The sequence below is a fragment of the Pseudomonas weihenstephanensis genome (assembly GCF_001043055.1).
In the GTDB taxonomy this organism is placed as follows: Bacteria; Pseudomonadota; Gammaproteobacteria; order Pseudomonadales; family Pseudomonadaceae; genus Aquipseudomonas; species Aquipseudomonas weihenstephanensis.
Map to the genome: position 1 here is coordinate 217,010 of NZ_JYLF01000005.1, position 14,034 is coordinate 231,043.

11 protein-coding genes, 1 tRNA gene and 1 pseudogene are annotated in these 14,034 nt (G+C 54.6%); 8 read left to right on the forward strand and 5 right to left on the reverse strand.

Going from position 1 to position 14,034, the window contains the following annotated elements:
- Nucleotides 1-9: 9 nt before the first annotated feature.
- Both TU86_RS14150 and TU86_RS14155 read right to left on the reverse strand, forming a co-directional pair.
- On the reverse strand, nucleotides 10-2,472 hold the full coding sequence (locus TU86_RS14150; RefSeq protein ID WP_048364935.1) for a tetratricopeptide repeat protein: 2,463 nt from the start codon (nucleotides 2,470-2,472) through the stop codon (nucleotides 10-12).
- 505 nt (nucleotides 2,473-2,977) lie between these two features.
- Nucleotides 2,978-3,051, reverse strand: a tRNA-Cys gene (locus tag TU86_RS14155).
- Between the two features lie 467 nt (nucleotides 3,052-3,518).
- On the opposite strand from TU86_RS14155, the gene TU86_RS14160 reads away from it, so the two are divergent.
- The gene (locus tag TU86_RS14160) at nucleotides 3,519-3,950 is read left to right on the forward strand and encodes a hypothetical protein (protein WP_048364936.1); all 432 of its coding nucleotides are present in this window, start codon (nucleotides 3,519-3,521) and stop codon (nucleotides 3,948-3,950) included.
- A gap of 160 nt (nucleotides 3,951-4,110) precedes the next feature.
- Here TU86_RS14160 and TU86_RS14165 read toward each other — a convergent pair whose 3' ends face one another.
- Nucleotides 4,111-4,674: a helix-turn-helix domain-containing protein gene (locus TU86_RS14165; protein ID WP_048365109.1), complete on the reverse strand. Its 564-nt coding sequence runs from the start codon at nucleotides 4,672-4,674 to the stop codon at nucleotides 4,111-4,113.
- Between the two features lie 15 nt (nucleotides 4,675-4,689).
- Between TU86_RS14165 and TU86_RS14170 the strand changes: the two genes are divergently transcribed.
- From TU86_RS14170 to TU86_RS14200, 7 genes are all read left to right on the forward strand, one after another.
- Nucleotides 4,690-5,697, forward strand: coding sequence for a DMT family transporter (locus TU86_RS14170; protein ID WP_082152890.1), 1,008 nt, complete (start codon nucleotides 4,690-4,692; stop codon nucleotides 5,695-5,697).
- A 180-nt stretch (nucleotides 5,698-5,877) separates the two neighbouring features.
- Nucleotides 5,878-8,796 (forward strand): monovalent cation/H+ antiporter subunit A, encoded by a 2,919-nt coding sequence (locus tag TU86_RS14175; RefSeq protein ID WP_048364938.1) that lies wholly within the window; start codon nucleotides 5,878-5,880, stop codon nucleotides 8,794-8,796.
- The gene (locus TU86_RS14180) at nucleotides 8,796-9,140 is read left to right on the forward strand and encodes a Na+/H+ antiporter subunit C (RefSeq protein WP_003446102.1); all 345 of its coding nucleotides are present in this window, start codon (nucleotides 8,796-8,798) and stop codon (nucleotides 9,138-9,140) included. The genes TU86_RS14175 and TU86_RS14180 overlap by 1 nt, the downstream gene beginning before the upstream one ends.
- Nucleotides 9,137-10,822 carry a monovalent cation/H+ antiporter subunit D gene (locus tag TU86_RS14185; RefSeq protein ID WP_048364939.1) on the forward strand — a complete coding sequence of 562 codons (1,686 nt, stop codon included), beginning with the start codon at nucleotides 9,137-9,139 and terminating at the stop codon, nucleotides 10,820-10,822. Before TU86_RS14180 ends, TU86_RS14185 begins: the two co-directional genes overlap by 4 nt.
- On the forward strand, nucleotides 10,819-11,307 hold the full coding sequence (locus TU86_RS14190; protein ID WP_048364940.1) for a Na+/H+ antiporter subunit E: 489 nt from the start codon (nucleotides 10,819-10,821) through the stop codon (nucleotides 11,305-11,307). The genes TU86_RS14185 and TU86_RS14190 overlap by 4 nt, the downstream gene beginning before the upstream one ends.
- On the forward strand, nucleotides 11,304-11,582 hold the full coding sequence (locus TU86_RS14195) for a K+/H+ antiporter subunit F (RefSeq protein WP_048364941.1): 279 nt from the start codon (nucleotides 11,304-11,306) through the stop codon (nucleotides 11,580-11,582). The genes TU86_RS14190 and TU86_RS14195 overlap by 4 nt, the downstream gene beginning before the upstream one ends.
- Nucleotides 11,579-11,950: a Na+/H+ antiporter subunit G gene (locus tag TU86_RS14200; protein ID WP_048364942.1), complete on the forward strand. Its 372-nt coding sequence runs from the start codon at nucleotides 11,579-11,581 to the stop codon at nucleotides 11,948-11,950. The genes TU86_RS14195 and TU86_RS14200 overlap by 4 nt, the downstream gene beginning before the upstream one ends.
- Nucleotides 11,951-12,134: 184 nt before the next feature.
- On the opposite strand, the gene TU86_RS14205 is transcribed toward TU86_RS14200, so the two are convergent.
- Complete coding sequence (locus TU86_RS14205) at nucleotides 12,135-13,625, reverse strand: DASS family sodium-coupled anion symporter (RefSeq protein WP_048364943.1); 1,491 nt, start codon at nucleotides 13,623-13,625, stop codon at nucleotides 12,135-12,137.
- Between the two features lie 88 nt (nucleotides 13,626-13,713).
- Nucleotides 13,714-14,032: pseudogene (locus TU86_RS23300) on the reverse strand (energy transducer TonB); the annotation flags it as partial.
- Nucleotides 14,033-14,034: the final 2 nt, after the last annotated feature.

Below are 14,034 nucleotides of genomic sequence, written 5' to 3' on the forward strand. Positions count from 1 at the left end.
TTTCCCCTATTAGTTTGCGCTATTTGCGAGCTTCGTTCGCTTCCCGCGAAGTACAGATAGTCTGCCCCGCGCCAGGTGATAATATCTCTGTATATCACGCTGATACTTTATGCTGTAAGCGCCCTGATTCGTGTTTAGTTTTTGAGCTTGATTAAGATAATCTTCAGATATTTCAAGAAGCTGTATTTGCGTGTTGATATCTAGCTCATCTCTGCTTTGGTGATAACGAGCGATGGCCTTTCTAAGGAAGCAGAAAGACCTTGTCCTACCTTTGGTTCCTGCTTTATCGATGTTTTCGTCACCTAAAGAAAGACTACCCAAACGATAGAAAGCCAGCGCTAGACCAACGATTGCATCGCAATTGTTCTCATCAAGCTTAACCGCCCGCTCTGAAAGAGTTTTTGCATAATCAATATTGGTTGTTTTATTGAGAACAACCCAAGAGAATCGATCATGAAGCGATGAGTTTAAAGGGTCATCCTCTATTGCTAATTCGTACATTTCAATGGCGCCAGGAATATCGCCTTTATCAGTTAGAACTTTAGCAGCACGTGCATATTCGCTACGAAAAGCTTCAGCAATACGATCCTCTCGATACTCTCGCTCGACTTGGGCGCGCTCTGCTGCATACTTATCAATGCCTGCCGCGATTGATTTAAAGCGCTCTTTATCATCATTGGTCAAGCGAGAAAACTGCTGCAAGAAGAAGCGGCGGGCCAGATCAACAAGCTCGATGGTGTATGTCCGACCATAGTCGGTAGAAACTGCAAAATGAGTTTCCTCAAGACCCTGCTGAAACTCGACGTGTTGAATCCCTATTTCTTGACAAGCTTTACTGATAATGGATTTATCAAGCGGCGAAATAGCGTGAATCAAAACCAACAAAACCTCTTTCTGAAGTCCGCTCATTCTAATCCAAGCGTCTTCATATAAAAATTCAAGAAGATCCTCGTTAGATTTTTTGAAAAAGTTTTCGACAGCCGCGTCGATCCCCAGTCCTGAATGGGATATGTACTTGACGAGAGCCTCTACAAGCAGTGGCTTTCGCATTAATTGATTGGAGACTTTTCGAAGCTTAGTATCTCCGGCTTGTAATATTGGAATCGCCTGATATTCTTCTGCCAGTCGTTTTATGAGACTTATGCAATCAGCCTCAGATAAACCCTCGATGATTATCGGCGTGGCTTCAATAAATTCCCGCCTCCGGGAGGTAATAATTACGCGCCCAATCAACTTGCCGACTTGCTTAAAAAAAGCTCCAAGATCTTTGACTTCTTGAGTGCTCGTGGCTAGTGTTTCTGTATTGTCAATAACAAGAAGCACGTCATCACGATTAAACTTATTTGCCTTCAGAACTCCAAGAGCTTTATCAATTATTTGACGACCAGACACTGTATACCAGTCGGGGGTCAAAACAGGATGGAAGCATCGCATCAGCTCTCGTATACATTCATCCATTACTGGAGATATGCTAGTGAAGTGAATCAATCCTTTCTCAGACCACTTCGTCATTTTAGCGGTGTGGTAGCTGACAATTGAAGGGAGAGGCTCATCAAGGTCATATTGGCTTTCCATCAACTGATTCAAACTCTCGATAACGAGCGTGGTTTTACCGTACCCCCCGTCACCGTAAATCAAACAGTATCGAGAGTCTTTATCATCCAGCCACTCTCTAATTTGCGCAAGCTCTGCACCACGACCTTCAAAAGTGTCAGTCTGTCGAACTGGGACATTATGGAAGAATGAATAATCTTTCCCATTTGAAACAATTTCACTGAGCTGGTAATCACTCGAGGATTTAACACTGGCCGTCGAAAATGGATTGTCCTCAGGAATCGCAAGAGTTATTTCTTTTGCATTAGTCGTGGACAACAACTGGCCCCGCAGCTTCCAGATACCTTGTTTCGGCGAGATGCTCAAAATCACAAGAGCGTGTCCATCACTTATTAAAGGTACTGAGAGCTTAGGCTCGCCAGTTAATTTGATAATCTGTAGAGATTCGTCTGGATTGACCTGCGGAAGCAAATTTGAGAATACATGAAAACATGCCTCGATGATTTTTTGCGTATTGACTGCCCAAAGTTCTGTAGTTGGTGCATCTAGCACCCCGTGCCCTGGTCTTTTGTTTCTGAAAACTACCCACTCAATTAGCAATTTTGAAAGAGGTGTAGCAACGTTGCGCGTAGGCTCATACCATCCGGTCAAGAACTGCTTGTCAACGTGGCCGCGCACGAAGGGAATCAGATTATCTAAGATTTGAATTGGAAGTCCGTCTGCAGGTTTCTGAAAACGATCAGCCAGTTCAGCTAAATCGCTTTCATCATGAGGTGTGAGCTGCTTAGTTATTTCAAAAGTGCTAACTACTGCTGTTTGTAAAATAGACCTTAGAATAGAGGTAAGATAAGAAAGCTTTTCGCTGCGGTTATCAATTCTCAGTGCGTCAGCCAAACAATTTTTGTATATGAACTTCATTGCGTTCCCTGCTCGTCATTTTAGCTAAAGTTGCGAAGGCTTATTTCTAGCTATGGCAATAGGCTATCATAATGGTTATTTTAGACTTTTTCCAACGAATGGAGTCTGGCGTTGATTGCGAAAAGAGCACGGATGCTCTCTACAGCTGGTGTTGTTTTCGAGCAGCGATCAGGTGCAATCGAAGGTAAGGAGCGCCTTGATTTTTCCCCCTCTAAATAACGCCATCCAGCGATGGCCTGACCGGTCAGAACTTAATGGCCCACGTTTCGTTCACACGCAGAGGGTGTGTAGGGTCGTTTTCTGCCTTTCTCGTATGACCGCTTCTGGCCGAAAAGAGGCTACCCAGGCTATAGGGCAAAAGGCACACCCCAGCCCTCCGTCACAAGGCTCCAGCTTACGGATTAAAGAGGCTGCTTGCGGAAGCGACCCAAAAAATTGCGGAAGCTATCGTCAAATCGCAGGCATAAAAAAACCCCGTAGACGGTGATCTACGGGGTTTTCTGTATGGAGGCCGAGGCCGGAATCGAACCGGCGTGGGCGGATTTGCAATCCGCTGCATAACCATTTTGCTACTCGGCCATTCGCTTCTGATCTCTCAATAAAGCATCAGAAACAAAAGAAATTTTATCGCGCTTATTACTTCAAGCATTTGATTCTTCAGCAGTTCAGGCAGTGCCCCGTGCTGATGGCGCGCATTATGTACCAGAACACTGAAGCTGGCAACCCCCTGAATTCTAATAATTTTTCATGGTTACGTGAGAGATGGACCGCCAACTGGGAATATCCTCCGGCCGGCCATCGCTCGCCCATGCAAAGAACGTTAGGCCGTGACATTTGAGGATAGGCATTTCAAGGTTTAATTAAGGAGTGACGCCTCCCTCCCTCGCTGAGAGGAAACTAACCCTCAGCCATATTGCAATCTCCTACAGAACGCATCATTTCTACCCTCGACCAATGAGGATCCGACTGACTTCAACGTTCGAGCCACTCCCGTAAAGTCTCGCCGCCGTTAACGAACGGACTGACGCATTTATTGGAGCTTCAAGATGAAAAAAATATGGATGACTGCAGCAGTTGTAGCAGTAGTTTTGATAACCAGTGGCTGCATGAGCCACAACGTAAGCCAACCAAATGCCCCGATCGCGGGCAGTGTCACTGCCGATTTGAAAGCAAACATTGATGTCGGTGGTGAAATTAAAGGCCAATCCTCTGCGAACATCCTGTTTGGTGTGTTGAAGATCAGTGGGGACAGTGAGTTCGCTGACGGGGTGACCTATGGTGGTCAGGCCTCAGCCTTCAGCCTGCCAGATCCCGTATCGGCCATTAAGGCCGCTGCCGCTTATAAAGCCGTCAAAGATTCAGGCGCGGATTTGATCGTAGCCCCCCGCTACGCGGTCTCTGTTGAGGATTACTTCATCTTCAAGGCAGTGAATGTCACTGTGACCGGCAATAAAGGTACGATCAAGAGCATCCGTTAGACCGTCACTTAGTCTGTCTGCTGTTTAAGAGGCTGCTTGAGCTGATCCCCCAGTCAGTACATACCCGGTCGTGACAGGTTAACCTAATGGCCTGTGACCACTGCGAGCGGTCACCCTGGAGCAGTTGGGCTGGACGGGGCGCAAGCCCCGTCCTCTGCCCCTATATGACAACATTGCGCACAAAGCGCACCACGCAATCACTTTCGTTGCGATAAACGTGGGGCATGTTGCTGGCGTACATATAAAACTCGCCCGCATGGAAGCGTAATGCCTGATCGTCGATGATCAAGGTCAAGCATCCCTCAAATACATATAGCTGCTCACTCCAGCCTTCAGCATCCGCTTCCGAGAAGTACGTTTCCCCCGGCTCCAGCCGCCACTCCCACAACTCCACTTCCCTGGTTGCTGCGGCCTTTGCCAGCAAGACGGCCTTGCTGCCCGCGATAGCCCCGGTCCATGCAACTTCATTAATGCGACTCGGGTCTGGAGAGCCCGGCGCCTGAATCAAGTCGCTGAAAGCGACATTCAGGGCTTCAGCCACTCGATCCAGAGTGCTGAGACTGACATTTTTCTCGCCCGCCTCTATGGCAACCAGCATGCGCCGACTCACGCCGGACAAGTCGGAAAGCGCGCTTTGGCTAAGCTGCGCGAGCAATCTCAGGCGTCGAACGTTTTGACTGACGTGCTGGAGAACCGAAGCACGCTGTGAATTTTCTTTGGGCACTATATTGCTCACCTCATGGGACTGCGCAGTATACTGCTCAGCGTTGGCGCATTGTGCGTCGCCCTCCCCGTAACGTGCAAGGTCGTGACATCTTTGAAAGCTTTTAGTCTGCAACCTTTAACTTCACGCCTCAGCAAAGCTGAATGCGTGCTGATCCTGATTACCATGGTTTGGGGGGTAACCTTTCTACTGGTGCAAAACGCCCTGACGTCCAGCGGCCCCCTGTTTTTTGTAGGCCTGCGCTTTGCAGCGGCAGCCGTCATGGTCGCGCTTTTTTCATTGCGCAGTTTGCGCGGCATAACACTGTTCGAACTCAAGGCAGGGATGTTTATCGGCGTGGCGATCATGCTGGGTTATGGCCTGCAAACGATTGGTTTACAAAGCATCCCAAGTAGCCAGTCGGCCTTTATTACCGCGCTTTACGTCCCTTTTGTACCGCTGCTGCAATGGTTGGTGCTGGGACGTCGCCCTGGCCTGATGCCAAGTTTGGGGATCATGTTGGCATTTGCAGGGTTGATGCTGCTGTCTGGGCCCAGCGGCGCATCGCTAAACTTTAGCTCCGGGGAGATCGCCACACTAATCAGTGCTGTCGCCATAGCGGCCGAGATTATTCTGATCAGTGCTTACGCCGGTAAAGTCGATGTCCGACGCGTAACAGTGGTGCAATTAAGCACAGCCTCCATTCTGGCGTTTATCCTGACCGTTCCGACTCAAGAAGCCGTTCCGGATTTTTCGTGGCTATTATTAATCAGTGCTGTGGGCCTCGGTGCCGCCAGCGCCGTGATACAGCTTGCAATGAATTGGGCACAAAAGAGCGTTTCTCCGACACGCGCTACCCTCATTTATGCGGGCGAGCCGGTGTGGGCCGGTATCGCCGGACGTCTTGCCGGTGAGCGATTGCCCGGTATTGCATTGCTTGGCGCAGTATTGATTGTTGCAGCAGTGATCGTGAGTGAGTTAAAAACAAAGGGTAAAACAATCGAGGAACCTGACGAGAAGCAAGGCGATAAAGCCTGCGACTGATTCCAGTTCTCTGACACACAACGTAAATACTCATACTCGGGAGCGCTCATACAAGGATGAAGTTGGGCAAACCCTTCAACGGTTTGTACACATTTTGTAGGATTGAGCCGCAGCATGGCTGTTGGTGATCCCCTGCTCGCCACGTATGATCGCTCACAAACTCCTGCAGATTAGAAGCCTATGTCCCTGATAGTTCTACTGCTTCTGCCCTTTATCGGCAGCTGTCTGGCGGCTGTTTTGCCGCACAACGCGCGCAACAGTGAATCACTGTTGGCCGGTCTGATTGCACTTGTTGGCACCATTCAAGTCGCTATGCTCTATCCGCAAATCGCCCACGGGGGCGTGATACGTGAAGAGTTCATGTGGCTGCCCAGTCTCGGCTTGAACTTTGTTCTGCGTCTGGACGGGTTTGCCTGGCTGTTCTCGATTTTAGTGCTGGGCATCGGCACCCTGGTGTCGCTGTATGCCCGCTACTACATGTCCCCCGAAGACCCTGTACCGCGCTTTTTCGCGTTTTTCCTGGCGTTCATGGGCGCGATGCTCGGTCTGGTGTTGTCAGGCAACCTGATTCAAATCGTGTTCTTCTGGGAACTCACCAGCCTCTTTTCATTCTTGCTGATTGGTTACTGGCACCATCGCTCAGATGCTCGACGCGGCGCCTACATGGCGTTGATGGTCACCGGCGCGGGGGGACTGTGCCTGCTGGCAGGCGTCATGCTGCTCGGCCATGTCGTCGGCAGCTATGATCTGGATGCCGTGCTGGCAGCGGGCGATCAAATTCGCGCCCATAGCCTTTATCCAATCCTGCTCACACTCATACTGATCGGCGCCCTCAGCAAAAGCGCACAATTTCCGTTTCATTTCTGGCTGCCTCACGCAATGGCGGCACCCACCCCCGTTTCGGCTTACCTGCATTCGGCAACCATGGTCAAGGCCGGGGTTTTTCTGTTGGCAAGGCTGTGGCCTTCGCTCTCGGGCAGTGAACAATGGTTCTGGATCGTCAGTGGTGCGGGGGCCTGCACCTTGGTATTAGGTGCTTATTGCGCCATGTTCCAAAACGATCTCAAAGGTCTGCTCGCCTACTCGACCATCAGCCATTTGGGCCTGATCACCTTGCTGCTGGGCCTGAACAGTCCATTGGCCGCTGTCGCTGCTGTCTTCCATATCCTCAATCACGCCACCTTCAAAGCGTCATTGTTCATGGCCGCAGGCATCATCGACCACGAAAGCGGCACGCGAGACATTCGCAAGCTCAGTGGCCTGTTCAAGCTGATGCCGTATACGGCGACGCTGGCCATGGTCGCCAGCGCCTCGATGGCGGGTGTCCCCCTGCTCAACGGTTTTCTGTCCAAAGAAATGTTCTTCGCCGAAACCGTGTTCATCAACTCCACAAAATGGGTTGAAATCGCACTGCCTGTCATCGCGACCGTTGCCGGTACGTTCAGCGTGGCCTACGCCTTGCGCTTTACGGTCGATGTGTTCTTCGGCCCACCCGCGACTGACCTGCCGCACACACCGCACGAGCCGCCGCGCTGGATGCGCGCCCCGGTAGAGCTGCTGGTATTCACCTGCTTGATGGTCGGCATCTTCCCGGCGCAAACCGTAGGCCCGCTGCTTGCTGCCGCCGCGCAACCCGTCGTGGGTGGCGAACTGCCCGAGTACAGCCTGGCCATCTGGCATGGCCTCAATGCTCCAATGATCATGAGCCTGATTGCCATGTCGGGGGGCATCCTGCTCTACGTGCTGCTGCGCAAACAGCTCAAACTCGATCGTTTTGCCCTTCCGCCGTTGATTCGCTACTTCAGTGGCAAGCGTTTCTTCGAGCGCAGCCTGGTCGTCATCATGCGCGGGGCACGGCGTATGGAGCGTCGCATCAGCACCCAACGCCTGCAAAGCCAGCTGTTCCTCTTGGTATTGGCGGCCGTGATTGCCGGTTTAATCCCACTGATCTACAGCGGCCTGAGCTGGGGCGACCGCCCCAAAATCCCGGGCTCAATCGTGTTTGTCACCCTGTGGTTGATGGCCATTGCCTGTGCACTGGGCGCCGCCTGGCAAGCCAAGTATCACCGTCTTGCGGCCCTGACCATGGTCAGCGTCTGTGGTCTGGTGACGTGCGTGACCTTCGTCTGGTTCTCGGCGCCCGACCTGGCCCTGACCCAACTGGTGGTCGAAGTCGTGACGACCGTCCTGATTTTGCTTGGTTTACGCTGGTTGCCACGCCGGATCGAAGAAGTCTCGCCACTGCCCAGCTCATTGCGTAAGGCGCGCATTCGTCGCCTGCGTGACTTGCTGCTGTCTGCCGTTGTGGGTGGCGGCATGGCCCTGCTGTCTTACGCGATGCTGACCCGCCAGACCCCTAACGACATTTCCTCGTTCTACCTCAGTCGCGCCCTGCCTGAAGGCGGGGGCAGCAATGTGGTGAATGTGATGCTGGTGGACTTCCGGGGCTTTGACACCCTGGGAGAGATCACCGTTCTGGTGGCCGTTGCCCTGACTGTGTTCGCCTTACTGCGCCGCTTCCGCCCTCCCAAAGAGAGCATGGAGCTGCCCGCCCAGCAGCGTCTGCTGGCCAAGGACGTGGTCACCGACCTGGTGAACCCGCGCAGCGCCAGTGACACTGCGCTGGGCTTCATGATGGTGCCTGCGGTGCTGGTGCGCCTGTTGCTGCCCATCGCGTTCGTGGTGTCGATGTATTTGTTCATGCGTGGGCACAACCAACCGGGCGGCGGTTTCGTCGCAGGGCTGGTGATGTCGGTAGCGTTTATCCTGCAATACATGGTTGCCGGTACGCAGTGGGTTGAAGCTCAAATGAGTCTGCGACCGCTGCGCTGGATGGGTACAGGCTTGTTGTTCGCCACCGTCACCGGCTTGGGGGCGATCGGTTTTGGCTACCCGTTCCTGACGACTCACACCGCGCACTTCAGCTTGCCGGTGTTGGGTGATATCCACGTGGCCAGTGCATTGTTCTTCGACATCGGCGTCTACGCCGTTGTGGTGGGCGCTACGTTGCTGATTCTCACTGCGCTCGCTCACCAGTCAGTACGGGCGCACCGTCCAAGCCAGCAAGCCGCTGCACAATCCAAGACAGGAGCCGCTTGATGGAAGAAGTCATTGCTATTGCTATCGGGGTGCTCGCGGCCTCTGGCACCTGGCTGGTGCTACGCCCTCGTACCTTTCAGGTGGTCATGGGCCTGTGCCTGCTGTCTTACGGGGTCAACCTGTTCATTTTCAGCATGGGCAGCCTGTTCATCGGCAAAGAACCGGTGATCAAGGACGGCGTCCCGCAAGACTTGCTCAACTACACCGACCCATTGCCACAGGCACTGGTGCTCACTGCAATCGTTATCAGCTTTGCCATGACCGCGCTGTTTCTGGTGGTCTTGCTGGCTTCGCGGGGCCTGACCGGTACCGACCACGTGGATGGCCGGGAGCCTAAAGAATGAACCTGATGCCGCATCTGATTATTGCGCCCATCCTGCTACCGCTGCTCACCGCCGCGTGCATGTTGCTACTGGGTGAAAAGCACCGCCCCATGAAGGCCCGAATCAACCTGGTGTCGACCCTGATTGGCTTGGCCATCTCTGTCACCTTGTTGCTCTGGACCCAGCAACAAAGCGCACCGGCTTCGATTGGCGTCTATTTACCGAGTAACTGGCAGGTGCCGTTTGGCATTGTGCTGGTGGTCGATCGCCTGTCCGCCTTGATGCTGGTTCTGACGGGGGTGATCGCCAGTTGCGCGCTGCTGTTCGCGATGGCGCGATGGGACCGGGCCGGTGCCAGTTTCCATGCTCTGTTCCAGATCCAGTTGATGGGGTTATACGGTGCGTTTCTGACCGCAGACCTGTTCAATCTCTTCGTGTTCTTTGAAGTGTTGCTGGCCGCCTCTTACGGGCTGATGCTGCATGGCTCGGGCAAGGCCCGCGTGTCTGCGGGCTTGCATTACATCTCGATCAACCTGCTGGCTTCCTCTTTGTTCCTGATTGGCGCGGCCCTGATATACGGCGTCACCGGCACGCTGAACATGGCCGATCTGGCGCTGAAAATCCCGCTGGTGCCTGAAGCCGACCGTGGTTTGCTGCACGCCGGAGCGGCCATTTTGGCAGTCGCCTTTTTAGCCAAGGCCGGCATGTGGCCGTTGAATTTCTGGCTGGTCCCGGCTTACTCCTCTGCGAGTGCGCCAGTCGCTGCGCTATTTGCCATCATGACCAAGGTCGGCATCTATACCGTTCTGCGCCTCTGGACCCTGCTTTTTTCAGGTCAGGCGGGCGCTTCGGCGTACTTTGCCAGTGACTGGCTGATCTACGGCGGCATGGCCACCATTGTGTGTGCCGCCATCGCCATTCTGGCCGCACAACGACTCGAACGCCTAGCCAGTTTGAGCATTCTGGTCTCGGCAGGGATTCTGCTGTCGGCGGTGGGCTTTGCACAGCCCAACCTCACGGCCGCTGCACTGTTTTACCTGGTCAGCTCCACCCTGGCCCTCAGTGCCCTGTTCCTCTTGGCTGAACTGATCGAACGTTCACGTTCTTCAAATGAAATGCTCCTTGAAGATGACGTCGGGCAACTGCCCAGTTTGATGGAATCGCTCAATCCGCCGCGTGGCACCAACCTGGACGACGAACAAAAAGCCGTGGTGGGGCAAATCATTCCCTGGACCATGGCCTTCCTGGGCTTGAGCTTCATTGCCTGCGCGCTACTGATTATCGGCATGCCGCCACTGTCCGGGTTCATTGGCAAACTGAGCCTGCTCAACGCCCTGCTCAACCCGATCGGACTGGGCAATGCCAGTGACGCACCTGTTTCTACCGCCGCGTGGTGTCTGCTGGCACTGTTGATTCTTTCCGGGCTGGCGTCGCTGATTGGCTTCTCGCGCCTGGGTATTCAGCGTTTCTGGACACCTCTTGAGCGGCCATCCCCTCTGTTGCGCCGCTATGAGTGCATTCCTATTGTGGTGCTGCTGGGGCTGTGCCTCGTGCTGACCTTCAAGGCTGAACCCCTATTGCGCTATACCCAGGCCGCGGCAGACACGCTGAATAACCCCGAGCGCTACGTCATGGCGGTCATGGGTTCACGCCCTGTGCTCAGTCCTGAATCGAAAGCGGCCATGCAAGAGGTGCAACCATGAAGCGCCTGTTCCCTGCGCCCTGGCTGTCACTGGCATTGTGGTTACTGTGGTTACTGCTGAACTTGTCCTTAAGCGCGGGCAATCTACTGCTGGGGGCGGCCCTGGGGTTTTTGGCGCCGCTGATGATGGCTCCGCTGCGCCCGCTGCCGATCCGCATTCGGCGCCCCGGCGTGATCATCAAACTGTTCTTTCTCGTGGGGCGTGACGTTATCGTCTCTAACATCGCGGTTGCGTGGGGTGTCTTGAATGCGGGCAAAAGACCACCACGATCCCGGTTTATCAAAATCCCGCTGGATCTGCGTGACGCCAACGGCCTGGCAGCCTTGTCGATGATTACCACCGTCGTACCGGGCACTATTTGGTCGGAACTGGCACTGGACCGCAGTATCCTGCTGTTGCACGTGTTCGATCTGGACGATGAAGCGCACTTCATTGAGCACTTCAAGTCCTCATACGAGCGCCCACTGATGGAGATCTTTGAATGAGTGCCCTGCTCTCCAATGCGATTTTGCTGAGCCTGTTCGTTTTCAGCCTGGCCATGGTCCTGACACTGATCCGGCTGTTCAAAGGCCCCTCTGCACAAGATCGGGTCCTTGCACTGGACTACCTGTACATCGTGGCCATGTTGATGATGCTGGTGCTAGGTATTCGCTATGCCAGTGACACGTACTTTGAAGGTGCACTGCTGATAGCGCTGTTTGGCTTTGTCGGATCGTTTGCGCTGGCCAAATTCCTGCTGCGCGGTGAGGTGATCGAATGAATTCAATCAGCGAGTTATCCCTGTGGATTGAAATACCGGTAGCGGTCTTGCTGGTGCTGAGCAGCCTGTTCGCCCTGTGCGGCGCCATCGGCTTGTTACGCCTCAAGGACTTCTTCCAGCGCATGCACCCGCCTGCGCTGGCATCCACCATCGGTGCCTGGGGCGTGGCACTGGCCTCGATCCTGTACTTCTCGGCGCTTAAATCCACACCGGTACTGCACGCCTGGCTGATCCCGATTTTGCTGTCCATCACCGTTCCGGTCACTACGTTGCTGCTCGCACGTACCTCGTTGTTCCGCAAACGCATGGCAGGCGAAAACGTACCGGCAGAAGTCAGCAGCGGCGGGCGCAGCGAAGGTGGCAGTTAAACGGTTACCCACATTCTTGTAGCCGTTGCCCAATGCATCGCCAGATTGCGCAGCAATCACAAACCTGAACGCTGCACTGTATCTCGGATGTACCGGGCGGCATGTTTTACGACCGCCCAGCCGCCGGGCACAGCCTTCGGCAGCGGCGAAAAGAGACGCTAGACGCTAGACGCTGCCGCAGGCTTTACATCAACCCCAACCACTTCCAGTACGTCGCGCCAAAGCCCAGCATCAACACATACCCCACAGCGGTAACAATCAAACCCACCTTGGCAAATTGTTTGGCGGTGAAGGTCTGCGTGCCCAGGCACACCATGTTTTGTGGCGCATTGATCGGCAAAATAAAGCCATAACTGACTACAAAACCCAGCAGCATGGTCATGCCCAGCCGATTGAACTCACCCGGCAAGGTTTGCAGCACTGCAATCAAAATGGGTAATAAAGCCGAGGTCAGCGCGGTTGCACTGGCAAATCCCAAATGAATCAAAATCAGGAACGCACCCAGAATCGCAAAGATCCCCAGCGGCCCGACCTGATCAAGCCCCGTGTGCGCCACCACCTGCACGCCCAGCCATTGCCCGGCCTGGGTAGTGAGCAGCGCAGTCCCCAGGCTGATGCCCACCCCGAATACAATCACCGTGCCCCACGGAATACGTGATTGCACGTCTTTCCAGGTCATCACCCCATACCGCGGCAACAGCAAGAAAACCAGGCCCGCATAGGTGGTCGAGGTGGTGTCAAAGCTGTGCAATTTGCCCTCGGTCGCCCACGCCAGCAACAGAGCAATGGACACCGCCATCAAGCGTTTTTGCGGGCCCGTCATCGGCCCCAATTCACGCAATGATTGCTCCACCGCTTCCTTACCGCCCGGAATGCTGTCGCTTTCAGGCGGCAGCATTTTAAGCACCACAAACAACAACACCGCTGACATGATGATCGCCCACGGCGCCCCGGCAATCAGCCAGTCGATCCAGCTCACACGTGCGCCCAGCATCTTGTCCATAAAGCCCACGGTCAGCAGGTTTTGCGCCGCCGCCGTTTGAATCCCCACGTTCCAGATGCTGGTACCTTGCGCGACCACAATCATGATCCCGGCGGCGATGTTGGAACGTTTGTCCACACCGAACGCCAAAATCACCCCCATCATGATCGGCACCACGCAGGCACTGCGCGCCGTGGCGCTGGGCACCACCAGGCTGAGCAAAATGGTGACGGCGATAGCTCCCAGCAGAATGCGCCGGGTACTGGTACCGATTTTGGACAGCGTCACCAACGCGATGCGCCGGTCCAGACCGGTATGGGTCATGGCCGCCGCAATAAACAGCGCACCCGCCACCAGCGCCAGTGCGGCATTAGAAAAGCCGGTCAGGGCCATCGTGATCCCGGCCGAGGTGCCATACAGTTTGGACGGATCGTCCAGGGTCGGCGCCATACCGATCAAAAACGCCATCAGCGACGTGATCATGATCGCACTGGCTTCGTAAGACACTGCTTCGGTGATCCAGACCACCACCGCAAAGGCCAGAATCGCCAGCATACGGTGCCCTGCGACCGGTAAATCTGCCGGCAGTGGCAGCAACAAAATGCCGACCATGACCAGAACAGCAATCACGAGACCCAAGGGCAATTTCAATTTCGCCGTCGTCGGCTCCGGGGTGGTTGCAGGCGCATTCATGGTCATCTCCTCATGCATAAAATCGCCTGCAGCATAGGTCAGGATCGAGGCTCGGGCTTTGATGTTTGTCAGCTTGGGGCGTGATGCACTACTGAATTGTGTAGTGGACGGTGTTGCGAACGCCCGGCACGCTCACGGCCTGCCCATCCACCACGCGCGGTTGATCTCGAAAGGGGGCGGCCGCCAACAGCGAGGGACACCTAAACATCGGGTGGCCGTTGCCGACCACCTTGGGGTTTTCGACCTTGCCTTGTGGGGTGACCGAATATTCCACCGCGCAATCCCCTTCAATGCCTTTGTCGAGTGCCCGTTGCGGGTAGGCCGGTGCTTCTTTGCTGATCGGCAGGTATGCGGACATCGGCCACAGCTGCGGGCTGTTGAGTCCGCTGCGCGTTAGCTGCCGCCAGCC